Annotated in this window: 22 protein-coding genes; 12 read left to right on the forward strand and 10 right to left on the reverse strand. The window is 73.9% G+C overall.

The features are described from left to right. Positions 1-250: 250 nt before the first annotated feature. From PUR26_RS19180 to PUR26_RS19190, 3 genes are all read left to right on the forward strand, one after another. Positions 251-778 carry an effector-associated constant component EACC1 gene (locus tag PUR26_RS19180; protein ID WP_329873633.1) on the forward strand — a complete coding sequence of 176 codons (528 nt, stop codon included), beginning with the start codon at positions 251-253 and terminating at the stop codon, positions 776-778. Further along, positions 775-5,436: a caspase, EACC1-associated type gene (locus PUR26_RS19185; RefSeq protein ID WP_329873634.1), complete on the forward strand. Its 4,662-nt coding sequence runs from the start codon at positions 775-777 to the stop codon at positions 5,434-5,436. Before PUR26_RS19180 ends, PUR26_RS19185 begins: the two co-directional genes overlap by 4 nt. Positions 5,437-5,793: 357 nt before the next feature. Next, the gene (locus PUR26_RS19190) at positions 5,794-6,288 is read left to right on the forward strand and encodes a phosphatase domain-containing protein (protein WP_329873635.1); all 495 of its coding nucleotides are present in this window, start codon (positions 5,794-5,796) and stop codon (positions 6,286-6,288) included. A 120-nt stretch (positions 6,289-6,408) separates the two neighbouring features. Here the strand turns inward: PUR26_RS19190 and PUR26_RS19195 are convergent, their stop codons facing one another. Further along, complete coding sequence (locus PUR26_RS19195; RefSeq protein ID WP_329873636.1) at positions 6,409-6,633, reverse strand: dodecin; 225 nt, start codon at positions 6,631-6,633, stop codon at positions 6,409-6,411. Positions 6,634-6,876: 243 nt separating this feature from the next. Here PUR26_RS19195 and PUR26_RS19200 point away from each other — a divergent pair, with 243 nt between their 5' ends. The 3 genes from PUR26_RS19200 to PUR26_RS19210 all read left to right on the forward strand — a co-directional run bounded on the left by PUR26_RS19200 (position 6,877) and on the right by PUR26_RS19210 (position 10,286). Continuing rightward, the gene (locus PUR26_RS19200) at positions 6,877-8,127 is read left to right on the forward strand and encodes an extracellular solute-binding protein (RefSeq protein ID WP_329873637.1); all 1,251 of its coding nucleotides are present in this window, start codon (positions 6,877-6,879) and stop codon (positions 8,125-8,127) included. A 261-nt stretch (positions 8,128-8,388) separates the two neighbouring features. Further along, complete coding sequence (locus PUR26_RS19205) at positions 8,389-9,261, forward strand: GNAT family N-acetyltransferase (RefSeq protein ID WP_329873638.1); 873 nt, start codon at positions 8,389-8,391, stop codon at positions 9,259-9,261. Then, complete coding sequence (locus PUR26_RS19210) at positions 9,258-10,286, forward strand: lysophospholipid acyltransferase family protein (protein WP_329873639.1); 1,029 nt, start codon at positions 9,258-9,260, stop codon at positions 10,284-10,286. The genes PUR26_RS19205 and PUR26_RS19210 overlap by 4 nt, the downstream gene beginning before the upstream one ends. Here the strand turns inward: PUR26_RS19210 and egtD are convergent. From egtD to egtA, 4 genes are read right to left on the reverse strand one after another with little or no spacing between them, the layout of a single operon-like run. After that, positions 10,181-11,146 carry an L-histidine N(alpha)-methyltransferase gene (gene egtD / locus PUR26_RS19215; RefSeq protein WP_329873640.1) on the reverse strand — a complete coding sequence of 322 codons (966 nt, stop codon included), beginning with the start codon at positions 11,144-11,146 and terminating at the stop codon, positions 10,181-10,183. The two genes, PUR26_RS19210 and egtD, sit on opposite strands and share 106 nt — an antisense overlap. Further along, positions 11,143-11,901 carry an ergothioneine biosynthesis protein EgtC gene (gene egtC, locus PUR26_RS19220; protein ID WP_329873641.1) on the reverse strand — a complete coding sequence of 253 codons (759 nt, stop codon included), beginning with the start codon at positions 11,899-11,901 and terminating at the stop codon, positions 11,143-11,145. Before egtC ends, egtD begins: the two co-directional genes overlap by 4 nt. Further along, positions 11,901-13,208 carry an ergothioneine biosynthesis protein EgtB gene (gene egtB, locus PUR26_RS19225; RefSeq protein ID WP_329873642.1) on the reverse strand — a complete coding sequence of 436 codons (1,308 nt, stop codon included), beginning with the start codon at positions 13,206-13,208 and terminating at the stop codon, positions 11,901-11,903. The genes egtC and egtB overlap by 1 nt, the downstream gene beginning before the upstream one ends. Further along, positions 13,205-14,494 (reverse strand): ergothioneine biosynthesis glutamate--cysteine ligase EgtA, encoded by a 1,290-nt coding sequence (egtA, locus tag PUR26_RS19230; protein WP_329873643.1) that lies wholly within the window; start codon positions 14,492-14,494, stop codon positions 13,205-13,207. The genes egtB and egtA overlap by 4 nt, the downstream gene beginning before the upstream one ends. A gap of 125 nt (positions 14,495-14,619) precedes the next feature. On the opposite strand from egtA, the gene PUR26_RS19235 reads away from it, so the two are divergent. Beyond that, positions 14,620-15,438, forward strand: coding sequence for a TIGR02452 family protein (locus tag PUR26_RS19235; protein ID WP_329873644.1), 819 nt, complete (start codon positions 14,620-14,622; stop codon positions 15,436-15,438). A 145-nt stretch (positions 15,439-15,583) separates the two neighbouring features. On the opposite strand, the gene PUR26_RS19240 is transcribed toward PUR26_RS19235, so the two are convergent. Next, complete coding sequence (locus PUR26_RS19240) at positions 15,584-16,048, reverse strand: type II toxin-antitoxin system PemK/MazF family toxin (protein ID WP_329873852.1); 465 nt, start codon at positions 16,046-16,048, stop codon at positions 15,584-15,586. 77 nt (positions 16,049-16,125) lie between these two features. On the opposite strand from PUR26_RS19240, the gene PUR26_RS19245 reads away from it, so the two are divergent. After that, entirely contained in the window at positions 16,126-17,214 is a 1,089-nt protein-coding gene (locus PUR26_RS19245; RefSeq protein WP_329873645.1) for a glycosyl hydrolase family 18 protein, read from the forward strand. A gap of 29 nt (positions 17,215-17,243) precedes the next feature. Here the strand turns inward: PUR26_RS19245 and PUR26_RS19250 are convergent, their stop codons facing one another. Next, positions 17,244-17,942: an alpha/beta fold hydrolase gene (locus PUR26_RS19250; RefSeq protein ID WP_329873646.1), complete on the reverse strand. Its 699-nt coding sequence runs from the start codon at positions 17,940-17,942 to the stop codon at positions 17,244-17,246. Between the two features lie 174 nt (positions 17,943-18,116). On the opposite strand from PUR26_RS19250, the gene PUR26_RS19255 reads away from it, so the two are divergent. Together PUR26_RS19255 and PUR26_RS19260 are read left to right on the forward strand one after the other, a co-directional pair. Further along, entirely contained in the window at positions 18,117-19,142 is a 1,026-nt protein-coding gene (locus tag PUR26_RS19255; protein ID WP_329873647.1) for a LacI family DNA-binding transcriptional regulator, read from the forward strand. Positions 19,143-19,179: 37 nt separating this feature from the next. After that, positions 19,180-19,443 carry a hypothetical protein gene (locus tag PUR26_RS19260; RefSeq protein ID WP_329873648.1) on the forward strand — a complete coding sequence of 88 codons (264 nt, stop codon included), beginning with the start codon at positions 19,180-19,182 and terminating at the stop codon, positions 19,441-19,443. Here PUR26_RS19260 and PUR26_RS19265 read toward each other — a convergent pair. Further along, complete coding sequence (locus PUR26_RS19265; RefSeq protein ID WP_329873649.1) at positions 19,407-21,125, reverse strand: IclR family transcriptional regulator domain-containing protein; 1,719 nt, start codon at positions 21,123-21,125, stop codon at positions 19,407-19,409. The genes PUR26_RS19260 and PUR26_RS19265 overlap by 37 nt on opposite strands. A 111-nt stretch (positions 21,126-21,236) precedes the next feature. On the opposite strand from PUR26_RS19265, the gene PUR26_RS19270 reads away from it, so the two are divergent. Beyond that, a complete protein-coding gene (locus PUR26_RS19270; protein WP_329873650.1) occupies positions 21,237-22,421 on the forward strand; it encodes a thiolase family protein in 1,185 nt (394 codons plus the stop codon). A gap of 189 nt (positions 22,422-22,610) precedes the next feature. Here PUR26_RS19270 and trxA read toward each other — a convergent pair whose 3' ends face one another. Continuing rightward, on the reverse strand, positions 22,611-23,000 hold the full coding sequence (trxA, locus tag PUR26_RS19275; protein WP_329873651.1) for a thioredoxin: 390 nt from the start codon (positions 22,998-23,000) through the stop codon (positions 22,611-22,613). Between the two features lie 170 nt (positions 23,001-23,170). Between trxA and PUR26_RS19280 the strand changes: the two genes are divergently transcribed. Next, on the forward strand, positions 23,171-24,601 hold the full coding sequence (locus PUR26_RS19280; RefSeq protein WP_329873652.1) for a dihydrolipoyl dehydrogenase family protein: 1,431 nt from the start codon (positions 23,171-23,173) through the stop codon (positions 24,599-24,601). A gap of 284 nt (positions 24,602-24,885) precedes the next feature. Here PUR26_RS19280 and PUR26_RS19285 read toward each other — a convergent pair whose 3' ends face one another. Continuing rightward, entirely contained in the window at positions 24,886-25,230 is a 345-nt protein-coding gene (locus PUR26_RS19285) for a tetratricopeptide repeat protein (protein ID WP_329873653.1), read from the reverse strand. Positions 25,231-25,320: the final 90 nt, after the last annotated feature.

The raw sequence follows: 25,320 nt of genomic DNA on the forward strand, positions 1-25,320 counted from the left end.
GGTGTTGCCGTCGCCTGCGGAACCAGTACGGAACGTGATCGATGCTCGGGCGGGACCGGTCGGGCCGGCTGTCGGGCGTCGTGGTTCAGGGAGAGCAAGCGGTATGAGCTGGGAGGTTACGGTTCCGCGTCGGCGACCGTTCGCCGTGGGCGGCGGCGGGCTGCTCCGGTCGAAAGTGGGCGCTACCGAGAGGCGATCTTCAGTACAGTGAGGGGCAGTTGGCCTTCGTACTGTTCCAGGCGGGAGAACCATGCAGATCGCCATCACGGCGCGGGACGACGGCGGTCGGGTCGGTACGGACGATCTCAGGGGCTGGCTCGGGAAGCAGCGGGAGCTGCGCGGGCGCGTGCAGCGCGGGGCCGGTGAGCCGCCGGCGCCGGGGACGATGGGAACGGCCACCGAGTTCGTCACTGTGCTGCTGGAGTCGGGGGGCATCGTCACCGTGCTGGTGGCCGCGGTGGTCACCTGGGTGCAGAGCCGCAGCGGCAGTCAGACCGTGACCATCACGCGGCCCGACGGCACCCAGGTGACCGTGACGTCCGAGCGGGTCAAGGGCCTCAACGCCCAGCAGGCCGGCGCACTCGCCCAGGAGATCGCGGGACAGCTGGACGTCCCGATGCAGCGCCGGGACCCGGCCGAGCGCGCCGGGCATGAGGTCCGGGCCGAGCCGGGCGCCGCCCCGGCGGAACCCCGGGCGGCGGACGGAACCGCCCAGGCACCCGGTGACGGACACGAAGAACCCGACCCCGAGCCGGGGGCCGACGGCCGCCGTCCGTGACCGCCCCGCCGCGCCGTACCAGCGACCTCGCGGGCCCCGGCGTCCGCGCCGTGATCGTCGGCACAAGCGTCCACGGCGCCGGGTCTCGACTCCCCGACCTGCCCAGCGTCGAAGCGTCCGCCCGCGACCTCGCCCGCGCCCTCCACGAGATCTGCGGCATGGAGCCCGCGCAGATCGAGCTGCTCCTCGACCCCGCCGACGGCGCCACCGTCGTCGAGGCCGTCGAGCGGGCCGTCGCCGACGCCCGCGGCCTCGTCCTCTTCGCGTTCATCGGCCACGGGCTGTTGGGCCCGCAGGACCAGCTCTACCTCGCCACCGCCACCAGCTCCGCGCAGGGCATCGCGCGCTCCATCCCGTACCAGGTCATCAGGGACACGCTCGGCAACAGCGACGCCCGCGTCGTCGTCCTGCTCGACTGCTGCTTCTCCGGTATGGCGCAGGCCGCCTCCCGGGGATCCGTCCGCGACCCCTACGTCACCGCACGGCCCGACGGCAGCTTCCTGCTGACCTCCGCCTCGAACTACGCCGTCTCCTTCGCCCCCGAGGGCGAGCGTCACACGCTCTTCACCGGGAATCTGCTCGACCTCCTCCACGCGGGCGATCCCTCCGCACCCGCCTGGCTCACCCTGGACGGCGTGTACGCCCACCTCGACCGCCGGTTCCAGGACAGGCCCGTACGGCCCCACCGGCAGAGCGAGGACCGGGCGGGCGAACTCGTCGTCGCCGCCAACAGGGCCTACCCCGCCGCCTCCGTACCGACGCCCGGGCCCGCGCACCCCGCCGACGGCACGGCCTGCCCCTACCCCGGCATGGAACCCTTCCGGGCCGAGGACCACGAGCGCTTCTTCGGCCGGGAGGCGCTCGCCGACGATCTGATCACCGAAGTCGTACGGCCCGCACAGCCGACGGGCGCGTCGGAGGCGGCGGTCCCCGCGCCGGTCGTCCTTGTCGGCGCCTCCGGAGTCGGCAAGTCCTCCATCCTGCGGGCGGGTCTGCTCGCCGGCCTCGAACGCCGCTACGAGTCGGACCCCGCCACGCCCTGGCCCGCGCTGTTGCTCGCCTCCCCCGGACCGCACCCGCTGCGCGCCCTCGCCGACCTGTGGTCCCGGGCCTCCGGCACACCGCGGGCGGAGATCGAGCGGCAGCTCGGCGACGGCCGCCTGCCCGGCGACGGGGCCTGCCGGGTGCTGGTCGTGGACCAGTTCGAGGAGGTCTTCACCGCCTGCAAGGACACCGACGAGCGCGCCCGGTTCATCCGCGCCCTGTGCCACGGCGCGACCGCCACGGACGGCGACAGCCCCCGCGTCGTCCTCGGCCTGCGAGCCGACCACTACGGCAGCTGCCTCGAACACCCCGAACTCCGTCCCGCCCTCAAAAGACAGCGGAACGTCTGGCCCATGGACGAGGACGCTCTGCGCGCCGTCATCGAGCACCCGGCCCACGACGCCGGACTCCGGCTGGAGACCGGACTCGTCGACCTCCTCCTGCGCGATACCCGCGAGGGCGGCGGCCGCGACCACGGCTCGGCGCTGCCGTTCCTCGCCCACGCCCTGCGCGAGACCTGGATGCGCCGCAGCGGCGCGACCCTCACCCTCTCCGGATACGCGGCGACCGGCGGAATCTGGGAATCCGTGGCCCGTACGGCCGAGGACATCTACGAGAGCTTCGACGAGCCGGGCCGCGAAGCCGTCCGCGAACTGGTCCTCGCCATGGTCACCCTCACCGGCAGCGGCGACGAGGCCGTCCGCCGCCGCATCGGCCTCGACGAACTGCTCGACGACCGCTCCGGGGCCCGGCGGCGCACGGTCACCGGCGTCCGTGACCGGCTCGCCCGGGCCCGCCTCATCACCGTCGACCGGACCACGGCCCAGATCTCCCACGAAGCGCTCCTGCGTGCCTGGCCCCGGCTCCGGCGCTGGATCGAAGAGGACCGGGCCGGGCTGGCGACCCGCCAGCAGCTGACCGACGCCGCAGACGCCTGGAACCGCGCCGGGCGTTCCCCCGAGTACTGCTACCGCGGTACGCGCCTGGTGGCGGCCGACGACTGGCTGGGCGAACAGCGGCACGCACGGCTGGTACGCCCCCTCGACCGGGAGTTCGTCGCCGCGAGCCAGGCCCTCGACCGCTCCGAACGACTGCGCGAGCGGCGCCAACTGGAGGTGGAGAAACGCCGTACGCGCGAGCTCCAGGAAGCGCTGGAGCGGGAGCACGAGCAAGGGGAGAACCTCCGTCAGGCGGGGTTACGGCTGCAGCGCCAGGCACGCCGGCTGAGGCAGTTCGCCGGGGCGATCGGCGGGATACTGTGCCTGGCCCTGGTCGCCGCGGGAGTCGCGCTCCATCAGCGGTCGAACGCCCGGGCCAACGGCGAACAGGCACAGAACCGCCAGCTCCAGGCAGCCGCCCGCGCCGGCATCGGCACCGATCCGCGCGCGGCCCTGCTGCTCGCGGTCGCCGCCTACCGCGAGGCCCCGTCGTCACAGACCCGCGACACACTGATGGACGTACTGAGCGGAACGCAGTACGCGGGCTCCCTCGACGCCGGGGGCGCGGTCGAGACGATGGCGTACAGCGGCGACGGCCGGACCCTGGCCGTGGGCCGGTACAACGGGGTCGTCGGCCTGTGGGACGCGGCACGGGCCGGCGGGGAGCCGCGCAAGCTCGCCGAGGTCGTCGCGAAGGAGTCGGGCTTCCAGGGGAAGACCGCGATCTGGATCGGCGACGGCACGTCCCTGCTGCTCACCGGGGCGGACGACGAGAAGTCCGTGGGCGCGTTCTCGCTCGCCGCCGACCGCGGCCGCCCGCAGCCCCGGGGCAGGTACGCGCTGCCGATGGAGGGGTTCGTGGAGCAGGCGGAGTTCAGCCCCGACGGCCGGCTGCTGATGACGTCCTCCTCCTACGAGACGAGGCTCTGGTCGGTGGAGCCGGGACGCGGCGCCGTCCGCGCCCGCGCAATCCTCCCGCAGCGCGAGAGCAACGTCCAGGCCGCCGCCTTCGGGCCGGGCGGAGCCTTCGTCGCGCTGGCCTGGCAGGACGGCACGGTGGAGCTGTGGGACGTCGGGAACCCAGGTCGGCCGCGCAGCCTCGGCACGCTGGAGGGCACCGGCGGCCCCGCCCGCGCCATGGCCGTCAGCTCGGACGGGAGCACCCTCGCCGTCGGCTCCGGCGACGCCCAGGTCCGGCTGTGGGACGTCTCCGGGGCATCCGGCGGAGGCCTTGACGCCGCGGACCGCCGCCCCACCGCCGTGGTCAGCGGCCACGGCGGCCCCGTCGAAGCCGTCGCACTCAGCCGGGACGGCCGCCACCTCGCCCTCGGCAGCACCGACCACTCGGCGACGGTATGGGACGTCTCCGGGTCCCGCCCGGCCCGTTCGGCCGTCCTGAACGGTCATGCCACCACCGTCTCGGCCCTGGCCTTCGCGCCCGACGGCCGTACGCTCGCCACCGGCGACCGCGACGGGGACGTACGGTTCTGGTCGCTGACGGACCGGCTGCTCCCCACCGTCGCGGCGCGGCCGTTCACCGTACCCGCCTCGGACTACTACCGGTGGTTGGAATCGGTGGTCCCCCATGTCCTGTCCCCCGACGGGCGCCTGCTGGCCGTGGCCACCGCCGGCGATCAGCTCGGTCTGATTCCGCTGACGGGGCTGTCCGCGGGCCACCGGGCGGGCGCGGTCCGCCTGGACGCGGGCGGAGAGTTCCGGAACGCGGCGATGTGGTTCTCGGCCGACGGCCGTCGGCTTGCGGCCGAAGGCCCGGAGGGCGTCCTGACGGTGTGGAACGTAGAAGATCCCGCCCGCCCGAAACGGGAGTTCCGGTTCCAGGCGGGCGCGGCGGGCGACAGGTACGAACTGAAAGTCTCCATCCGGGGCGGCCTCATGGCGACCGGCTCCAAGGCCGGAACCACCCTGTGGGACCTCTCCCGGCCCGGCCGGCCGAAGCGGCTCGGCTTCGTCGAACAGAAGTGGAAGCACGTCCCGGAAGTCCTGCTCGCCCCCAACGATCCCGTCCTGGCCGTCGACGGGGCACTGTACGACGTCGGCGACCCGCGCAAGCCCGAACGGCTTTCCGACCTGCCCTCCGCCGACGGCAGCCGCCCCTATCCGACGCCGCGCGCGTTCTCCCCCGACGGCACCCGACTGGTGGTGACGGAATTCGGTGAAGGGGGAGGCTTCCTCTACGACGTCTCCGAACCGGCCCGGCCCCGGTTCCGGGGCCACCTCCCCCAGGCCGGCGAGACGGGGCCCTACGCGTTCAGCGCGGATGGCCGACTGCTCACGGGAGCCGGCTCCGGCACCCGCCTCCTGGCCTGGGACGTGTGGGACCCCACCGCTCCGCACCCCGTCGCGACCCTCACCCTGGACGACGAGGCGCGCGCCCTCGGCATGTCCTCCGACGGCGTCACACTGACCACCTACAACTACCCCGGTCAGGCGATCCGCTGGAACATCGCCCAGCTCGGCGCCACCCTGCATGACCCGGTCGCCCGCGCCTGCCGACTCGCCGCGGCCAACCCCACCCTCGCCGAATGGGAGCGGATGGCCCCGGGCGTCCCGTTCCGCCGCGTCTGCCCCACCCTCACCCCCGCCCCCTCCCCACCCCCCACGGACGCCTTTCCGACCTTCCCCGTCCGCCCGACTCCGCTCCCTGCGGGCAACTGAGGACGTCCGGGCTCCCGAACCGCTCGATCGGCCTGCCCGCCCCGACCACCCTCGTCCCCGACGACGAAGCCCGACGCCTGCCGTGCTGGTGCGCCCCGTCATGGCAGCCGAGCGGGGGCTTCTTCCCGCCGGTCGTACCGGTGTCACCGAGACAGAGGTCGCCCCGCGGCTTCACCGGGCCCCGGCGGACGCGGAGCGCGGGGGTGTGCCGCACCACCCGCACCCCACCCCTGAGGAGCCCGCCGGCGCCGTACGGCGCCGCGCTCCTGGGCTGCCGGACCGGCACACCGTGGTCGGGCCGGGGTCAACGCCGGTGCCGCGTGAGGATTCCCCGATGCGCATGCATAAGGTCGGAGGGTGACGCGAACCACCTCCCGACCCCCGCTGGCCGTGTTCGATCTCGACAACACGCTGTCCGACACCCGGCACCGGCAGCGCTTTCTGGACCGCAGGCCGCGCGACTGGAACGCCTTCTTCGCCGCGGCGCCGCACGATCCGCCCCTGGCGGAGGGCGTGGCGCTGTGTCTGGCGGCGGCCGCCGAGTGCGAGATCGTGTATCTCACCGGCCGGCCCGAGCGGTGCCGGGCGGACACGGTGGAGTGGCTCGCGGCCCAGGGGCTGCCCGCGGGCGCCCTGCACATGCGCCGCAACGACGACCGCCGCCCCGCCCGGGTGACCAAGCCGGAGCTCCTGCGCAGGCTGGGGCGGGGGCGTGAGGTCCGGATGCTGGTGGACGACGACGAGCTGGTCTGCGACGCCGCCGAGCGGGCCGGGTTCCGCGTGGTGCGGGCACGCTGGGCCGAGAGCTCCGAAGCGCTCCAGGAGGCCCAGGAGAAGGAGGGCCGCACCTGAGCCGCTGACCGGCCCCGCGCGGACCGGCCCCGCGCGGACCTGCCCGGGGTGGCCGGCCCCGCGGCCGGCCGCGCGAAGCGCCGGGCACCGGTTCCGGCGGCCCGGACCGCGGCGCTGCCGTCAGGCGCCCTCGTGCCCGTCGTCCAGGCGGAAGCCGACCTTCATGCCGACCTGGTAGTGGGCGATACGTCCGTTCTCGATGTGCCCCCTGACCTGCGTCACCTCGAACCAGTCGAGATTGCGCAGGGTCTCCGAGGCGCGCGCGACGCCGTTGCGCAGGGCATCGTCCACACCTTCGTGCGAGGTGCCGACGATCTCGGTGACGCGGTACGTGTGGTGCGACATGGAGGTCTCCTCGTTCACCCGGCCGTGATCGCCCGGTATGCGTGCTTATACGGTGCCCCAAGCCGTCCGGCTCCGCGAGGCATCGCGCGCAGGCGTGCGACGAGGGTCGTCCGGACGGGATGTCCACGGACTTGACCCGACCTTTGGTCCATACCAAAATCCAGCCATCAAACCCGTGCGAACGCGCTTCGCTCCCCCACGTCGGGTCCACTCCGCCTGCATCGACGCAAAAGGTGACCTACCGTGAAGAAGCGCCTCCTCGCCTGTACCAGTGCGCTCGTGTCCGCCACCGCGCTCTCCGGTTGCGGCCTCCTGCCCGGCGAGGGGCCCGGCACCCGCACGGTCACCGTATGGCTGATGAAGAACAGCGTCTCCGACGACTTCCTCGCGCGCTTCACCGAGGCGTACGAGAAGGAGAACCCCTCCGTCGAACTGGAGGTCACCTTCCAGGAGTGGACGGGCATCGGCAAGAAGGTCACCTCCGCGCTGGAGAGCGGCGACACGCCGGACGTCATCGAGGTCGGCAACACCCAGGTCGCCCAGTACGCCGAGACCGACAAGCTGTACGACCTGACACTGGAATCCGTACGCGACCTCGGCCGTGAGGACTGGCTGCCCGGCCTCGCCGAACCCGGCAGCATCAAGGGCTCCCAGTACGGCATCCCCTGGTACGCGGCCAACCGGGTCGTCATCTACAACAAGGACCTGTTCCGGCGTGCGGGTATCGAGGAGCCGCCCAAGACCCGCGCGCAGTGGTTCGACGACACCGAGAAGCTCAACGACGGCGACACGCAGGGCATCTACCTCGCCGGGCAGGACTGGTACACCCTCGCCGGGTTCATCTGGGACGAGGGCGGAGAACTGGCGGTCGAGAAGGGCGGCGAATGGGTCGGCTCGCTCGACAGCCCCGCCGCGCTCAAGGGCATGGACGTCTACCGGCAGCTCCAGTCGCTCGGTTCCGGGCCGACGGACGCCGACGAGGAGAACCCCCCACAGGCCCAGGTGTTCGCGAAGGGCGACGTCGCCCAGATCATCGCGGCGCCCAACGCCGCCAGCGCGATCATCAAGGGGAACCCCGGGCTCAAGGACAAACTCGGATTCTTCCCGATACCCGGCAAGACCGCCGACAAGCCCTGCGCCGTCTTCACCGGGGGCTCCGACCTGATCATCCCGGAGAAGGCGCGCGAACGGGGTGCAGCCATCGACGTCGTCAAGGCACTGGCAGGGGAGAAGTGGCAGACCGACCTGGCCCGCACCATGAGCTACGTCCCCAACAAGTCGACGCTGGCGTCCGTGGTCGACGGTCAGGCCGCCACCGCCGCCATGGCCGTGGCAGCCGCCCGGGGCCGGGCCACTCCCAACTCACCGCAGTGGGCCGCCGTCGAGACCGACAATCCCATCAAGCCGTACATGACGGCCGTACTGGAGGGCCAGGACCCCAAGCAGGCCGCGAAGGCCGCCTCGAACCGGATCACCGACGCGCTGTCGGGCTGACGCCCGACGGGCCGGGTCCCGCCGGGTGACGCGCCCGGGCGCGGCTCCGTACGGAACCGCCGGCCACTCGGCCGAGAGCGCGGGCCCGCCCCCGGCCGGGGCGCACACCGCGGCTCCCGGCCGGTGGCCCCGGCCATTCAGCCTTCGCACATCCACGCTCCGCCGCACGGTCATGTCGAATCCAGCCGGTCACGGAAGAAGTAGGGGGCGGGGCCCCGCAGCCGCGGCACGCCCCCCTTCCGTCCGGCAGAGGAGACCGCCATGCCCGCATCGCCCGCCGCGCTCGTCCCCGCCTCCACCGCCCCGGCACCCGGAGCCGGCCCGCGTGCCGTTCCCGCCCTCGCCCCCGGCGCCCCGGGGACCTCCGGCGACACGGCCCCCGCCGAGCACCCGGCCGCGGACGAGCCCCGCTACCTCGTCTCCCTCGCCCGCGACCAGGCGGACGTCCGCGCCGCCCAGCGGCTGCGCCACCAGGTGTTCGCGGGCGAGCTCGGTGCCCACCTCGACGGACCGGAGCCGGGCCTGGACAGCGACGCGTTCGACGCCTATTGCGACCACCTCCTGGTCCGCGAGGAGGCCACCGGTGACGTCGTCGGCACCTACCGCCTCCTGCCGCCCGACCGTGCCGCGATCGCCGGGCGGCTGTACTCGGAGGGCGAGTTCGACCTGACCCGGCTCGCCCCTGTCCGCCACGACCTCGTCGAGGTCGGCCGCTCCTGCGTCCACCCCGCCCACCGCAACGGCGCCGTCATCTCGCTCATCTGGGCCGGTATCGCCCGCTACATGGCACGGACCGGCCACAACTGGCTCGCGGGCTGTTGCTCCGTACCGCTCACCGACGGAGGCGCCCTCGCCGCCGCCACCTGGGACACGGTCAGGGCCAAGCACCTCGCCCCGGAGGAGTACTGGGTCACCCCGCACAAGCTCTGGTCCGCCGACGGCATCGTCCGGCCCGCCGGACGCACCGAACTGCCGCCCCTGCTCCGGGGCTACCTGCGGCTCGGCGCCTGGGTCTGCGGCGCGCCCGCCCACGACGTCGACTTCGGGGTCGCCGATCTGTACGTCCTGCTCTCGCTGCGCCGCACCAACCCCCGCTACCTGCGGCACTTCCTGTCCCTCGCCCCGGGCCGATGAGCGCCGCGCGGGCCGGTTCGCCCTGGCTGCCCAGCGCCCCCTGCACGCCGCACCCCTGCGCGCGCCACCACGGACCGGCCGTCGCACGGTCCCGCGCCGTCGGCAGACTGCTGGCAGGTCTGCTCGCCGTACTCGCCGGAGTGCTCCTCGCGCCGCTGACCGGGCTGCTCGGCCGGGCCGCCCGCGCCTCGCTCACCCGGTTGTGGTGCCGGGCGGTGCTGCGCGCCTTCGGGGTGCGGATACGGGTCGTCGGCGCGCCCGCCGGGGGCCCGCAGCTCGTGGTGGCCAACCACATCTCCTGGCTCGACATTCCGCTGGTCGCGGCGGTCCTGCCCGGCCGGATGCTCGCCAAGAGCGAGATACGGCGATGGCCCGTCCTGGGACCCGTGGCGGCCAGGGGCGGCACCCTCTTCGTCGAACGCGACCGGCTGCGCGCCCTGCCCGGCACGGTCCGGGCCCTCGCGGGCGCGCTCGCGGCGGGCTCCCGGGTGGTCGTCTTCCCGGAGGGCTCCACCTGGTGCGGCCGCGCGCAGGGGACGTTCAGGCCCGCGGCGTTCCAGGCCGCGCTCGACGCGGGCGTCGCCGTCCAGCCCGTACGCCTCACCTACCGGCCCACCGGGCCGGCGGCCTTCGTCGGCGACGACCCGCTCGCCGCGTCGCTGTGGCGGATCGCGACCGCCGGCGGGCTGACCGCGGAGATCCGTGTGCTTCCGCGGATCCCGGCAGGCCGCCACCGCGACCGCCGGGCGCTCGCCCGCGCCGCTCAGACAGCGGTCGCCGCCGCATCCGCCGTCCTCCCGGAGCCCGCCGCCCCCCAGCCCGCCGGGCCGGGGAGGACCGCCCGGGGAAGGCCCGCCCCCGGGACGGCCGGTCCGGGAGGAAGCTCCCACGGGACGGCCGCCCCCAGGCGCGCGGTCCCTCAGACGGCCGTGGCGAGCGACAGCGCGAAGCGCCCCTCCTCGTCCGTCCACCAGCGCGCCAGCTCCAGCCCGGCGACCGCCAGTTCCGCGCGCACTCCTTCCTGACGGAACTTCGCCGACACCTCCGTGCGCATCTCCTCCCCGGCCTCGAACGTCACCGCCAGGTCCAGCTCCGGGATCTTCACCGTCAGCCCGTGACGGGCCCGCAGCCGCATCTCGATCCACTCCCGGTCCCCGTCCCACACCGCCACGTGGTCGAAGTCGGCCGGATCGGCGTCGGCGCCCAGCTCGCGGGCGAGCACCGACAGCACGTTCTTGTTGAACGCGGCCGTCACGCCCGCCGCGTCGTCATAGGCCGCGACCAGCGTTGCGGGGTCCTTCACCAGGTCGGTGCCGAGCAGCAGCGCGTCACCGGGCGCCAGCAGCGCGCGCACGGAGCGCAGGAAGGCCGCCCGTTCGGAGGGCAGCAGATTTCCGATGGTGCCGCCCAGGAAGGCGACCAGCCGGGGCCCGGGCGTGCCCGGCAGGGCGAGCCCCCGGGTGAAGTCGGCCACCAGGGCGTGCACCTGCAGATCCGGCAGATCGGCGGCCAGCGCCTCGGCCGCCCCGGTCAGCGCGCTCTCGCTGACGTCCACCGGCACATAGGCCGCGAGCTCCGGCAGCAGCGCGTCGATCAGATGGCGGGTCTTCTCCGAGGAGCCCGAACCCAGCTCCACCAGGGTCCGCGCCCCGGTCGCGGCGGCGATCTCCGGGGCCCGGGCGATCAGGATCTCCCGTTCGGCGCGGGTCGGGTAGTACTCGGGCAGCCGGGTGATCTCCTCGAAGAGTTCACTGCCCCGCGCGTCGTAGAACCACTTGGGCGGCAGCTCCTTGGGTGTTCGGGTCATGCCCTGCAGTACGTCGGCGCGCAGGTCGGCGCCGGTGGCGTCCTCGGGCAGGGTGCGGGTCAGCAGGAACGGGCTCACGCGGGGGGCTCCTTGAGCGGGGTCAGCAGGACTTCGCCACGGTTCGCGGCCAGCAGGGTGCGGTCGGGGACCTCACGCCACCGAGGATCGTCGTCGTACGGTTCCGAGGCCACCACCGTGCGGCCGGGGCCGGGCTCGGACAGGTACCAGAGGGTGTCGCCCCAGGCGGTCGCGGCGATCGTCGCGCCATCGCCGAGCAGCAGGTTCAGACGGGAACCCGGGGCCGCCGCCGCGACGTCGAGCACGGTGTCGGCCAGCGCCTGCGGCGGCTCGTCGCCGTCCCGCAGCCGGTGCAGCACCATCGCCCACACCAGGGCGGAGTCGTTGCGCGCCTCCAGCGAGAGCAGCTCGACGGCCGGAAGCCGGCCGGCCGGCAGCGCCAGCGAACCGGGCCAGCCGGCGACCGCCCCGTTGTGGCTGAACAGCCAGCGGCCGGCCGCGAACGGGGCCGCCGCCGCCTCGGCGTCGGCACCCGACAGGGTCGCGTCGCGGACGGCCGCCACCAGCGCCCCGGTACGTACCACCCGGGCCAGGTCGGCGAACGACCGGTCGGCCCAGATGGGGCCGGCCCGGCGGTAGCGGGCGGGCACCGGGTCGCCCTGCGCGTACCAGCCCACACCGAAGCCGTCCGCGTTGACCGTGCCGTACCGCTGGTGGCGTGGCGCCCAGGACTGCCGGTACAGGCCGTGCGCCGGTTCGACCAGCACCTCGCCGAGCGCCACCTCCGGGCCCAGGTAGGCGATATGACGGCACATCAGGAGGCCACCGCGTCCCTCGCGGTGCGGAACCCGGAGAAGATCTGGCGCCGCACCGGCAGGTCCCAGTTGCGGAACGTGCCCCGGCAGGCGACCGCGTCGACGGCGAACGAACCGCCCCGCAGCACCTTGTGCGCGGGGCCGAAGAACACCTCCGAGTACTCCCGGTAGGGGAACGCGACGAACCCCGGGTACGGCAGGAAGTCGCTGGACGTCCACTCCCACACGTCGCCGATCAGCTGCCGCACCCCGAGCGGTGAGGCCCCCGCCGGGTAACTGCCGGCGGGCGCGGGCCGCAGATGCCGCTGCCCCAGGTTGGCGCGTTCGGGCGTCGGGTCCTCGTCCCCCCACGGATGGCGCAGCGAACGGCCGGTGACCGGATCGTGGCGGGCCGCCTTCTCCCACTCCTCCTCCGTCGGCAGACGCCGGCCGGCCCAGCGCGCGTAGGCGTCCGCCTCGTACCAGCTCACGTGCAGCACCGGCTCGTGCTCGGGCACCGGTTCCACCACGCCGAAGCGCCGCCGAAGCCACTGGCCGGCCTCACGACGCCAGAACAGCGGCGCCCCGATGTCGTGCTCACGGATCTGCGCCCAGCCCTCGGGGGCCCACCACCGCTCCTGGCGGTAGCCGCCGTCCTCGATGAAACGCAGGTAGTCACCGTTGGTGACGGGCACCGTGTCGATGAAGAACTCCGCCACGAAACGCTCGTGGGCGGGCCGCTCGTTGTCCAGCGCCCATGGCTCCGCGGACGTGCCCATGATGAACGGACCTGCCGGGACCCGCACCTCGGGCGGCAGTCCGTCGGTGTTCCCCGCCGGCGGCTCGGGCGCGGTGAGCGCCGCGGGGCCCCTGCGCAGCTGGTGCGTGATGAGCATCGTCTCGTCGTGCTGCTGCTCGTGCTGGGCGATCATGCCGAAGGCGAACGCCGCGTCGGTCAGCGGACGTCCCTCCAGAGGGGCGCTGTCGAGGATGTCGATGACCCGGCCCCGTACATCGGACGCGTAGGTCCTGGCCTCGGCCGGGGCGAGCAGCGGAAGCGTCGGACGGGTGGCCCGGGGGTGCTCGAAGGCGTCGTACACCGAGTCGATCTCCGGGCGCAGCGCCTGGTGGCCCGCCACGGCTCGCACCAGCCACTGCTCCTCCTGGTTGGATATGTGGGCCAGGTCCCACACCAGCGGCGACATCAGGGGCGAGTGCTGCGCGGTCAGTTCACCGTCGTCGACGCAGTCGGTCAGGAGCGCCGTGCGCGCCCGGGCGGTGGTCAGCGCGTCAAGGGCACGCCGCCGGAGCGCTTCGGGGTCGGTCATGTGGGGATGTCCTTCCCGGATACACCGGATACAGGGGCGAACAACTCGTCGGCGGGGCAGCGGCCCCGTACGACGAAGCGGTCGTTGAAGGCGGCCACCGCGTCCTGGACGGCGGTCTCGGCGCCGATGCGGGGCAGCGCCTCCAGAGCGAGCTCGAAGCAGGCGACGGCCGCCGCGCGCAGCGCGGGATCGGTCAGACCGTCGCGCGCGGCGGTGCGCCAGACGGTGTCGCGCGGGGGTTCGAGCGGTGCGGCGGACCGCGCGAGCGGCTCGACGACGCGGTACACGGCCTCCGCGGCCTCCGGATCGTCGAACAGCGCGGTCGTGACGGCCAGCGGCACGATCCAGCCGTCCTCGCCGGCCTGGGCGTCGATCATGCGCAGTTCCAGATGGCCGCGCGGGCGGACGGGCGGGAACAGGGTGCTCACGTGGTAGTCGAGATCCCCGCGGGTGGCGGCCCGGGGCTTCCCCTCGCGCAGCCAGGAGCGGAACGAGAGCCCCTCGGGCACCGGCCACGGCCCGTCGCCCCGCGTCCGCACACACATCACCGGCGCGTCCAGGACATGAGCGGCCCAGGCCGAGCGCGGCTCCCGGTCGATCGGCGGGGCCAGCCCCCGGACCGGGTCGAGGTCCGCCCACAGGGACTGCCGGGTGGACCGCTGACCGGTGCACGTGCCGTGCAGGCACGGGGAATTGGCGAAGGCCGCGACCAGTACGGGACCGAGCAGATGCGCGAGCCGCCAGCGCTGCTCGAATCCGAGCGGTCCCGGCTGCTCGTACCCGGCGTCCAGACAGACCTGGACCGAGGCGGAGTCGCGCATCATGGCACGGCCGGCCGGACCGGACCGGTCGAGGTAGCTCTCCATGGCGTCGTACCGCGGTTCGCGCAGCAGCCGGTCGCGGGGCGAGTGCCAGGGATCGAGGCCGAAGCCGTTGAGGGTGAGGCCGGAGGCGCCCAGCGCGGTCCGGACGGCGGTCAGGTCGGCCGATACGGCCGTGATGCACTCGGTGAGGGTCGCGGCGGGTTGCGAGCTGAGCTCCAGCTGCCCGCCGGGTTCGAAGGTGAGCGCCGAGCTCAGCGGCAGGGACCGGATCCCGTCGAAGGCCTTGCGCAGCCGGTCGCCCGGGACGGGCAGCCGCGGCAGGTGCAGATCATGGACGAACCACTCCAGTTCGACCCCGACGGCACGGGGCGGACCGGTCTTGAAGCAGATACATCGCAGCAGGTCCTCTGCCTCGTCCTCCGTGAGCGGGGTTCCGCCCTGCGGGAAGTCGTACGGCGGCATGTCGGGTCCTCCTTTCGAAGGCGTTCCGTTCCACCTAAAGCCACCGCTGTCCATTCACACAAGAGTGCCTGTGGGGGCGGAAATCGGGTTGCCTCGACCGAGAATGATTATCGACGATGCCGGGTATGAGTGCACGTCTGCGAGAGATCGCCAAGAGAACCGAAGAGATCACCGCGAGGGGCTGGTACGAAGCCCCCGACGGCCGGCGGGTGACCATCGCCCCAGCCGTGGCCGAGGCACTCGCCGGAACCCGGATGTACGGGCCAGGCCCCGTCCCCATCAGCCCCGATGCCGACCGGACCACCCGTGTCGAGGTCACCGGGGAGTCCAGCCTGGAGGCCGCCCGGCGGCTCCACGAGGCCGGCACCGACCCGGTCGCCGTCCTCAATTTCGCCTCCGCGCGCAACCCCGGCGGGGGGTACCTGAATGGCGCTCAGGCGCAGGAAGAAGCGGTCTGCCGCGCCTCGTCGCTGTACACCGCACTACTGCGGGCGCCTGAGTTCTACGACCACCACCGTACGGAGCGGAGCCCCTTCTACAGCGACCGGGTGATTCACTCGCCCGGTGTGCCGGTCTTCCGCGACGACCGGGGCCGGCTGCTCGACTCCCCGTACACCGTCGGCTTCCTCACCTCGCCGGCGCCCAACGCGGGAGTGATCGCCGCTCGTCTGCCGGACCAGGTCCACCGGATCCCGGCCGCCCTCGCCTCGCGGGCCGAGCGCGTCCTGGAGACGGCCGCGGCCAACGGATACCGCCGCCTGGTGCTGGGCGCCTGGGGCTGCGGGGTGTTCCGCAACGACCCCGCACAGGTGGCCGGCGCGTTCCGGGACCTGCTCGTCGGCGAGGGCCGGTTCGCCCGCCACTTCGACGAGGTCGTCTTCGGGGTACTGGACCGCACCCGCGAGCAGTCCACGCTCGGGGCGTTCCGCGCGGCCTTCGGCTGAGGCCGCCCGGCCTTCGGCCGCCGCACGGACTTCCGCCGGGGGCCGAGGCCGGGGCGTGGCCGACCGACCCGGCCACCGGGAAGCCGGGAAACCGGGAAGGCCGGCCGGCCCCGGACAGCAGGCCCGCGGCCCTGAAGCCCGGGTGTCAGCTCCAGCCGTAGCGCTCCACGAGCCGCGCCACGACGGTGTCGAAGCGCGGACGGTCCAGGGCGCACGCCTCGCGGCGCATGCCCTCCTCGTGGACCCGCAGCACCCGGTCGAGGTCCACCCAGGACTCGCGTCCCGCGGCGTCCCAGGGCCCGACGCCGATCGCCACCCATTCGCGCTGCCGGTCGTGCGTCCTGCTGGAGAGCTGTACGGCCAGCAGGGTGCCGGCCGCCTCACGGGCCACGACCAGGACGGGACGGTCCTTGCCCCGTCCGTCGTTCTCCTCGTAGGGCACCCAGGTCCACACGATCTCGCCCGGGTCGGGCGCCCCGTCGCGGTCGGGGGTGTACGAGGTACGGACCGGCCCCACGGCAAGGGGTTCCGCCTCCGTCGTCGCGGTCGGGCCGAATCGGCCGGGCAGGTCGGCGAAGCCGTCGAGATCGCCGTTGGCGTTGGAGAACATCGTCATCCTCCTCACCGTACGACCTGTACGGCCCAGTGCGCAGGGCGGGCCGCCCCGGCGGGCGGCAGGCTCGGGACATGATCACTGAGACACCGCCCCGCGGGGCGCCGCGCTTCCCCGTCACCAGACGGCTCATGACCGCCCTGATCGCCGCCGCCCTCGTGGCCGCGACACCGGTCGCCTCCTCCGCCACGGCCCCGCGGGAAGGCGACACGGACCCGCCGGCCCGGACCGTCTCCGGGTGGCTTCCCTACTGGGACCAGGAAGGCGCCTACCAGGACGCCCTGCGCAACGCCGCGCAGCTCCACACGGTCAGCCCCTTCTGGTACCTGGCGACCGGGTCCGGACAGGTCGAGGGGCACCCCGGCGCCGGAGAGCGCCGCATCGTCGACGGCCTGCACGCGGCCGGGATCAAGGTCGTGCCCACCGTCAACGAGACGATGGGACCCGGCGTGCTCGGCGCCCTCGTCTCCAGCCCGGCCCGCCGCACCGCGCACGTCGAAGAGCTCCTGACCACGGTCCGCAGCCGCGACTACGACGGCCTCGACCTCGACTACGAGTCGATCGCCCCGACCGGTGACGCCGAGCTCAAGGCCGTACGCGACGGGTACGCCGCCCTGGTGACCGAGGTGTGCCGACGGCTGCACGAGCTGGGCAAGCAGTGCGTCATCACCGTCTCCCCCCAGACCGCCACCACCGGCCGCGTCTGGGACTACGCGGCGATCGGCAAGGCCGCCGACCGCATGCGGATCATGGGGTACGACCTGCACTGGAGGGGCGGGGAGGCCGGGCCGCTGGCGACCGGCGAGTGGTACGACGAGACGCTGCGCCGCGCCACCGCCCTCGTGCCCCGCGAGCGCCTCGAACTGGCCCTGCCCGCCTACGGCTGGGACTGGGCCGACGGTGCCGCGACCCGCCACGTCACCTGGAAGGAGGCGGAGGCGCTGCGCCAGGCGAAGGGCCGCCCCTACCAGCTCGACCCGGCCTCCGGGACGCCCCACTTCACGTACCAGGAGAACGGCAGGACCCGCCAGGTCTGGTACCAGGACGCCCGGGGGATCGCCGAGCACCTGCCGGTGCTGCGCCGTCATGGAGTGACCAACACGGCGCTGTGGGCCCTGAACTTCGAGGACCCGGGGATCTGGCCGGTCCTCGCCGGGGGCTGAGCCGGAGCCGGGTACCGGCCGGCGCGGCGTCAGACCCACCCCTCCAGTGCCGCCATGAAGGCGTCGTGGTCGTCCCGGTGGATCGTGTGGCCGGCGCCGGTGACCGTGCGTACCTCGAAGCCCCGTTCGGCCAGGAGCCGGGCCCGCTCCGGCGGGACCAGCCGGCTCGGGTCGGCGAGGGTCACGAGCGAGGGGACGACCGGTCCGGCCGGCAGCAGGTCCTTCCCGACGATGCTCTCCACTCCGTACGCCGACGCCTCGTCCCACACCTTCAGCGTCTCCAGCTCGGTGGCGACGTCCACGTCGTCCCAGCGAGGGTTCAGCGCCGCGATCTGCTCGCCGTCCATCGTTTTGGCCCGGGCGAGCAGCTCGCCGTGATAGCCGTCCTCTCCGTCCGGCAGGTGCCAGACCGGATCCGAGTAGACCGCTCGGCGGGGAGCGAGCCGTTCGACCGCGAGCGAGAGGGCCAGACCGCCCAGGGAGTGCCCGACGGCCAGCTCCGCGCCGGCCGGCAGGGTGGCGACGACGTCGTCGGCGAAGTCCTCGGCCGCGTAGGAGCCGGCCGGCCCGGTGAGTCCGTGGCCGCGCAGGTCGACCGCCAGGACGCGGTAGCCCCTGTCGGCCAGAGCGGGGCCCACCCGCCGCCAGGTGCGGTGATCGGACATGATGCCGTGGATGAGCAGTGCGACACGGTCGCCCTCGCCCCAAGTGGTGGTGTGCAGGCGCACGTCGAACCCTTTCGCCGAGGTGGAAGTGCGAGGTGCCGGGGGCTCACGGTACGTACCGCGAAACCGTCCGATCGGAGGATCGCACGTGTCACTGCGGCGGGGGACCCACGGTGCGGCACGCGCTTCGGGGTATCCGCGCCATCCGTGCGCCGGTGTCTGGAAGGATGCCGGGCGATGAGCCAGACACCCCCGAGGCCGCCGGCCGAACGCCCCGTACCGACCAGCGCCGACGTGGCCCGGCTGGCCGGAGTCTCCCGGGCCACCGTCTCGTACGTGCTGAACGACATCCCGGCCGTACGCATCAGCGAACCGACCCGCCTGCGGGTGCGGCAGGCCGCCGAGGAACTGGCCTACGTACCGCACGCCGCGGCCCGCAGCCTGCGCGCCGGACGCACCCGGATCGTGCTGCTGCCCACCGCGCATATCCCCATGGGCCCCCTCTACCACCGTTTCCTCAACGAGCTCCAGTGGGCCCTGCGCCGTCTCGACTACACGGTGGTGCAGTACGCCGGCATGGGCATGGACGCCGACGAGGCGGCCCGGGCCTGGGCCGAGCTGCGTCCGGTGGCAGTGGTGTCGCTCGGTGAGACCGCCCTGACGCCCCACGGGGTGGACCTTCTCAAGCGCTCGGGCGCGAGAGCGGTGATAACGCTGGGCCCGCACCCCGTGCCGGGCGCCCACACCCTGGCCATGGACCAGCGGGAGGTGGGCCGGTGTGCCGCGGGCCACCTGCTGGAGCGCGGCTACCGGCACATCGGCGTGGTGGTGCCGACGGAACCCGGCCTGGACATGTTCTCCGGACCCCGCCTCGAAGGTGTTCGCTCGGCGGCGGCGGGCAGGGACGTCGTCGTCGAACCCCTCTCCCTGGGCCAGACGGAGGAGTCCGCCGAGGCCCTCGCCCGTCAGGTGCGGGAACGCGGCCTGGACGCGGTCTTCGCCTACAACGACGAGTACGCGATGCTGCTCATGCGGGCGCTGCAGGACGCGGGGGCGGCGGTCCCGGGCGACACGGCCGTCATGGGCGCCGACGACCTGCTCCTGGGCCGGCTGCTCCGCCCCCGGCTCAGCACGGTCGAGATCGACATGACGACCGGGCAGCACCTGGCCGAGCTGGTCGACCGGGTGGTCCGCGACCCGGCAGGCCCGCCCGGACACCACGGCCTGATGGGGGCCAGGGCGATCCCCCGCGACTCCACCTGAGGTGCGCGCACGGAGGAACGTCTCTAGCGTCGCCTGCATGAGCACAGATCCGCAGCGCTTCGAGATCCTGGTGGTACCCGAGCACATCGAAGGACGCGACGCGGCGCACCTCGCGCAGAGCGCGATCCGCTCGGCCGTCGTCCGGGCCACCGGACGGACGGGGGCGTCCGGATACCCCCGCTACGTGGGGGACGGCATGGAGGCCGACATCGACCCCGGCACCCGCACCGTCGAGGCGCTGCTGGTGGACGGGGCGGAGCTGGACTACGGCCTGTCGGCGCGCGTCTCGGACCGGTACTGACCCGGCGTCGTCCAGCCCAGCGCGCCGAGAGCCCGCAGGTCCGTCTCGATCTCGCGAGCGGTCTCCCGCAGGGCGGGCAGCAACTCGTCCCGCATCGAATCCGCCGTTCCCACGCCGGCGTGCCGCGCCACGTTCAGCGCCGCCACGACCCTGCCGTGAGCGTCGCGCACGGGGACGGCCAGCGACCGCAGACCGTCCTCCAGCTCCTCGTCCACCACGGCGTGACCGTCGGCCGCCGCCCGTGCCACGATCCGCTCCAGAGCGGCGCCCGAGGTCACGGTGTGCCGGGTCAGGGCCGGTGACCGCGCGGGCAGGGGCGGCCGTTCGGCGGGGGAGAGGCCCGCGAGCAGGACGCGCCCCATCGACGTCGCGTACGCCGGGAAGCGCGTCCCCACGGTGATGTCGACGCTCATGATGCGCACGGTGGGGACACGGGCCACGTAGCGGATGTCCGTCCCGTCGAGCACCGCGAGGGACGCCGATTCGCCGACCCGCTCGACCAGGCGCACCAGGTGCGGCTGGGCCAGCTCGGCCGTCCCCAGTCCGGAGAGCCGGGCACAGCCCAGCTCCAGCACCCGTGGCAGCAGCCGGAAACGGCCCCCCTCGCAGGTCGCGTACCCCTCCCCGGCCAGCGTCAGCAACGAACGGCGCGCCGTCGCGCGGGCCAGCCCCGTCGCCCGGGCGACCGCCGCGAGCGTCATCCCCTCGCCCCGGTCCGCGCCCAGGGCCTCCATGACCGCGAGACCGCGCGCCAGCGACTGCAGGAAGCCCGCGCCCAGTTCGCGCTTGCCGTCCAGGGAGGTGTCCCGTACGGCGAGGGAACCGTCGTGTGCGCCGCCGGGCCTCGCCTCCCGTTCCTCCGTCACGCCGTCGCGTAGATCCGCCGAGGCGTCCCGTTCCTGTGCCGGGCCGTTCCCGGGGCCCCCGGGCCGGCCCTCCCGTACGTCCGCGGGTCCGGCGGCCGTACGCCGGGCCGCCAGTGACGCCTCCAGCTCGTCGCGCACGGCGTTCAGCCGGGGCAGCGCGGCCTCGCGCAGCGACGCCGGTGAGTGCCTGCTCGTATGGCTGGCGACGCTCACCGCGCACACCGTTCGCCCCGCCCCGTCCCGTACCGGCACCGCGAGGGCCACCAGCCCCGGCTCCAGCAGCTGGTCGTCGACGGCCCAGCCGTCCCGCGCGGCGGCCGCGACCCGCTCCCGGAACCCGCCCTCCCGCACCGTCGTCCCCGCACCGTCCGGCAGGCCGGCGAAGAGCGCCCCCGGTGCGCACCGCTCACCAGGCACCAGCTCGCCGAGGCGGAAGGCGGGCGACACGGCCCGCCGCCGCGCGCTCTGGCGGACGAAACGCACCCCGTCCCCGTCCGGTACCGCGACGGACACCGACTCGTCGAGCTCGTCGGCCAGCCGCTCGGCCGCCGGGCCGAGCGCCGCCGGGATCCCGCAGGCCGACAGGTAGGCCCCGGCCAGCCGCAGCAGCGGAGGCGCGACGGCTGCCTCCCGGCCGTCGCTGCGCACCAGTCCGAGCAGGCCGAGGGTGGAGATCACCCGGTCCACCGTGGAGCGGGCCAGACCGGTGACCCGTACGAGATCACCGTGCCGCACCCGGTCCGGGGCCTCCGGCGCGGCGAGGGCCCGCAACACGGCGAGACCGCGCTCCAGCGGGCCGACCGATGTATCCGGCATGTGATCCTCCCGAGGCCGTTGACAGCGGCCGCCTCCGCACGGAGACTCGGCCCAGGCCAGGGTGAACGATAGTTCACTGGGCGAACACCCGAGGTACTGGGAGAGAACACGATGACCATCCGCGACGTCTACATCGTCGACGCCGTCCGCACGCCGATCGGCAGATTCGGGGGCGCGCTCTCCTCCGTGCGGCCCGATGATCTGGCCGGGCACGTCGTCAAGGCGCTCGTGGACCGCACCCCGGCACTGGATCCGGCCCGGGTGGACGACGTCTTCTTCGGCGACGCGAACGGCGCGGGCGAGGACAACCGCAACGTCGCCCGCATGGCCGTGCTCCTCGCGGGTCTGCCCGTCTCGGTGCCGGGTGTCACCGTCAACCGGCTCTGCGGGTCCGGTCTGGAAGCGGTGATCCAGGCGGCCCGGGCGATCGCCGTGGGCGATGCGTCCGTGGTCCTCGCGGGCGGCGTCGAGTCGATGTCCCGCGCCCCGTGGGTGCTCCAGAAGCCGGAGCGGGCCTTTCCCGCCGGACATCAGCAGCTCCACTCGACCACTTTGGGCTGGCGCATGACCAACCCGGAGATGCCCGCCGAGTGGACCGTGGCGCTGGGTGAAGGCGCCGAGCTCGTCGCCGACAAGCACGCGATCACCCGCGAGCGGCAGGACGCCTTCGCCCTGGCCAGCCACCGCAAGGCCGCCGAGGCGTGGGAGAAGGGGCTGTACGACGGCGAAGTCGTGCCGTACGAAGGGGTGTCCCTGGCCCGGGACGAGTGCATCCGCGACAGCACGTCCATGGAGGCCCTCGCCAAGCTGAAGCCGTCCTTCCGCCCCACGGGCACGGTGACGGCGGGGAACGCCTCGCCGCTCAACGACGGCGCCGCGGCCCTGCTGCTGGTCGACGAGGAGGGCCTGCGGGAGTGCGGCCGGGAGCCGCTCGCCCGGATCCGCGCCTCCGCCGTGACGGGCGTCGAACCCCAGCTCTTCGGCCTGGGTCCGGTGGAGGCGGTCCGGCGGGCCCTGGCCAGGGCGGACCGGTCCTTCGCCGACCTGATCACGTTCGAACTCAACGAGGCGTTCGCCGCCCAGGCGCTGGGCTGTCTCGCCGAGTGGCCGGAGCTCGACCCGGCCGTGGTCAATCCCCGGGGCGGCGCCATCGCCATCGGGCATCCGCTCGGCGCGTCGGGCGCGCGCCTCGCCGGATCCGTCGCCCACCAGCTGGCCGCGGCCGGTTCGGGCACGGGCCTCGCGGCGCTCTGCATCGGGGTCGGCCAGGGGCTGGCACTGGTGCTGGAGCGCTGACGGCCGGCGGCACGCGACCGGTAGGAACGACCGCGCCCCGCACCCGACGCCGTGGTCGGTGCGGGGCGGAGCCCCGGCGCGGTCCGCGCCGGGGCCGTACGGCGCGGCCCGTGGAATCGGGCCCGGGGCCGGCGTGCGTAGAGTCGGGCCCGGGGCCGGCGTGCGCTGCGGGGAGGAGGGCCGGCCGGGTCAGCCCTGGGGCTGCGGGCCGCCCTCGGCTCCGGTCTGCTGCGCGATCGACTTGCGCACCTCGTCCATGTCCAGCTTGCGGGCCTGTCCGATGACGTCCTCCAGGGCGGCCTCGGGCAGTGCGCCGGGCTGGGCGAAGACGGCGACGTTGTCGCGCACGATCATCAGGGTCGGGATCGACCGGATCTCGAAGGCGGCGGCCAGCTCCTGCTGCGCCTCGGTGTCCACCTTGGCGAACACGAGGTCGTCGTGGCGCTCGGACGCCTGCTCGTAGACCGGGGCGAACTGTCGGCACGGACCACACCAGGAAGCCCAGAAGTCGATCAGGACGAAGTCGTTGTCGCTGACGACCTGATCGAAGTTGTCCTTGGTGAGCTCAACAGTGCTCATTCTGCCTACCTCTTCCCGGTATCGGCTCGTCGCTGCCGCGGTGTCCGCCCGGTCGGGCTGCTCGCGCCCCGGGCGGACCTGCTCTCGCCCCCGTACGAACGGTGCCCGGGGTCGCGCTATTCCGCCTGCCCATGTGGCCACGCGTCACACGCCCCAGCAGACTGTCGTCCATGACCGAAACGCAGGAGTACGACGTCGTGGTGCTGGGCGCGGGCCCGGTCGGGGAGAACGTGGCGGACCGGGTCGTGGCGGCCGGGTTGACCGTCGCGGTGATCGAGAGCGAGCTGGTCGGCGGAGAGTGCTCGTACTGGGCGTGCATGCCCAGCAAGGCGCTGCTGCGCCCGGTGATCGCACGGGCCGACGCGCGCAAGGTGCCCGGTCTGAACCGTGCGGCGCAGGGCCCGTTGGACGTCGCCGCCGTGCTCGCCCACCGGGACGAACACGTCTCCCACTGGAAGGACGACGGCCAGGTCGACTGGCTGGAATCGATCGGGGCCCGCCTCTTCCGGGGGCACGGCCGCCTGGCCGGCGACAAGCGGGTCACCGTCGACGACCCGGACGGCCGACGGCACGTACTGACCGCCCGCCACGCCGTCGCGGTCTGCACGGGCAGCCGCGCCGTCCTGCCCGGGCTGCCCGGCATGGCCGGCGCCGCGCCGTGGACCAGCCGTGAGGCGACCGGCGCACAGCATGCGCCGGACCGGCTGATCGTGGTGGGCGGGGGAGTGGTGGGCACCGAGATGGCCACGGCCTGGCAGGCGCTCGGCTCCCGGGTCACCATGCTGGTGCGCGGCGGGGGCCTGCTGCCGAGGATGGAACCGTTCGTCGGGGAGCACGTGGCGGACGCGCTCACCGAGGCGGGAGCCGACATCCGGACCCACGCGTCGGTCAGCGGGGTGGAACGGCCCCGGGCGGGCGGCCCCGTCACCGTCGTTCTCGACGGCGGCGAGCGGATCGAGGCCGACGAGGTCCTGTTCGCCACCGGTCGCGCGCCGCGCACCGACGACCTCGGCCTGGAGACCGTCGGTCTCGAACCGGGCTCCTGGCTGTCCGTCGACGACACCTGCCGGGTCGAGGGCAGCGACTGGCTGTACGCGGTAGGCGACGTCAACCACCGTGCCCTGCTGACCCACCAGGGCAAGTACCAGGCCCGCATCGCCGGAGCGGCCATCGGCGCCCGGGCCGACGGCGCCGGCCTGCTGGACACCGGGCCCTGGGGCGCCCACGCGGCGACGGCCGACCACACGGCCGTCCCGCAGGTCGTCTTCAGCGACCCCGAGGCGGCGGCGGTCGGCCTGACCCTCGCGGAGGCGGAGGAGAGGGGACACCGGGTCCGCGCGGTCGACCACGACCTCGGCGCGGTGGCCGGCGCGGTCCTGTACGCCGACGGCTACCGCGGCCGTGCCCGCATGGTCGTCGATCTGGACCGCGAGGTGCTCCTCGGAGTCACCCTCGTCGGCCCGGCGGTGGGCGAACTGCTCCACTCGGCCACCATCGCGGTCGCGGGCGAGGTCCCGCTCTCCCGTCTGTGGCACGCGGTCCCGTCGTACCCCACGATCAGCGAGGTCTGGCTCCGGCTGCTGGAGGCGTACCGCGGCTGAGCGCGGCCGCCGAGGGCGACCCGCGGTGACGGCATCGGTGTGCCGCGGAACACCGATGCCGCATTCCCCCGGTCCAAGCTTCACCGGTGCCCCGGAATCCACGAATCCGGGTGGAATGCGGGGAACGCTTCTCCATCGAGCGTATTCGGGTTCGTCGTGGTGGGCACCGGCTGCGTGATCGACCGCGACCTCGTTACCCGTCGTATCGCCGAGATGCGCCGGGGCGCTTCGAGCAGGGCCGGGAACCCCGGGGGCCCGGCGGCGGACACCGCCGGGCCCGGCCCTCACGGGGTCCCGTCCCCGGACATCGCGGCCGCCATCCGCAGATGGGGCGCCGCCTCCTCCGCACGGCCCTGGCGCTCCAGGGTGCGGCCCAGCATCAGACGCGCGTAGTGCTCCACCGGGTCACGCTCCAGTACGGTGCGCAGCTCCGCCTCCGCCTTGCCCAGCCGCGCCGAGTGGTAGTACGCGCGGGCCAGCAGCAGCCGAGGGGCGACCTGCTCCGGCACCTCGTCCACCAGCCCGCCCAGGATGCGCGCGGCCGTGCCGTACTCCTTGGCCTCGAAGAACATCCGGGCGCGGTCCCAGCGCTCGGCGGCCGTCCCGAACTCGTAGTACGTGTCGTTCACGTGCGTCCCTCCTCGGTCCCCGAACCGATCCCTCTCGGTGCGGGCAGCCGGTTCAACGAGGGGCAGTAGTTGAATATTCCACTAACTTGG

It is taken from the genome of Streptomyces sp. SP18CS02 (assembly GCF_036322365.1).
Lineage (GTDB): Bacteria > Actinomycetota > Actinomycetes > Streptomycetales > Streptomycetaceae > Streptomyces.

Excerpts from the sequence above, each read along its gene's own strand:
- PUR26_RS19180 (WP_329873633.1), top strand. The coding sequence starts at position 251 with ATGCAGATCGCCATCACGGCGCGGGACGACGGCGGTCGGGTCGGTACG.
- PUR26_RS19195 (WP_329873636.1), bottom strand. The coding sequence starts at position 6,633 with ATGTCGCACCACACGTACCGCGTCACCGAGATCGTCGGCACCTCGCAC.
- PUR26_RS19205 (WP_329873638.1), top strand. The coding sequence starts at position 8,389 with ATGCCCGCATCGCCCGCCGCGCTCGTCCCCGCCTCCACCGCCCCGGCA.
- PUR26_RS19210 (WP_329873639.1), top strand. The coding sequence starts at position 9,258 with ATGAGCGCCGCGCGGGCCGGTTCGCCCTGGCTGCCCAGCGCCCCCTGC.
- egtC (WP_329873641.1), bottom strand. The coding sequence starts at position 11,901 with ATGTGCCGTCATATCGCCTACCTGGGCCCGGAGGTGGCGCTCGGCGAG.
- egtB (WP_329873642.1), bottom strand. The coding sequence starts at position 13,208 with ATGACCGACCCCGAAGCGCTCCGGCGGCGTGCCCTTGACGCGCTGACC.
- egtA (WP_329873643.1), bottom strand. The coding sequence starts at position 14,494 with ATGCCGCCGTACGACTTCCCGCAGGGCGGAACCCCGCTCACGGAGGAC.
- PUR26_RS19235 (WP_329873644.1), top strand. The coding sequence starts at position 14,620 with ATGAGTGCACGTCTGCGAGAGATCGCCAAGAGAACCGAAGAGATCACC.
- PUR26_RS19240 (WP_329873852.1), bottom strand. The coding sequence starts at position 16,048 with ATGTTCTCCAACGCCAACGGCGATCTCGACGGCTTCGCCGACCTGCCC.
- PUR26_RS19245 (WP_329873645.1), top strand. The coding sequence starts at position 16,126 with ATGATCACTGAGACACCGCCCCGCGGGGCGCCGCGCTTCCCCGTCACC.
- PUR26_RS19255 (WP_329873647.1), top strand. The coding sequence starts at position 18,117 with ATGAGCCAGACACCCCCGAGGCCGCCGGCCGAACGCCCCGTACCGACC.
- PUR26_RS19260 (WP_329873648.1), top strand. The coding sequence starts at position 19,180 with ATGAGCACAGATCCGCAGCGCTTCGAGATCCTGGTGGTACCCGAGCAC.
- PUR26_RS19265 (WP_329873649.1), bottom strand. The coding sequence starts at position 21,125 with ATGCCGGATACATCGGTCGGCCCGCTGGAGCGCGGTCTCGCCGTGTTG.
- PUR26_RS19270 (WP_329873650.1), top strand. The coding sequence starts at position 21,237 with ATGACCATCCGCGACGTCTACATCGTCGACGCCGTCCGCACGCCGATC.
- trxA (WP_329873651.1), bottom strand. The coding sequence starts at position 23,000 with ATGAGCACTGTTGAGCTCACCAAGGACAACTTCGATCAGGTCGTCAGC.
- PUR26_RS19280 (WP_329873652.1), top strand. The coding sequence starts at position 23,171 with ATGACCGAAACGCAGGAGTACGACGTCGTGGTGCTGGGCGCGGGCCCG.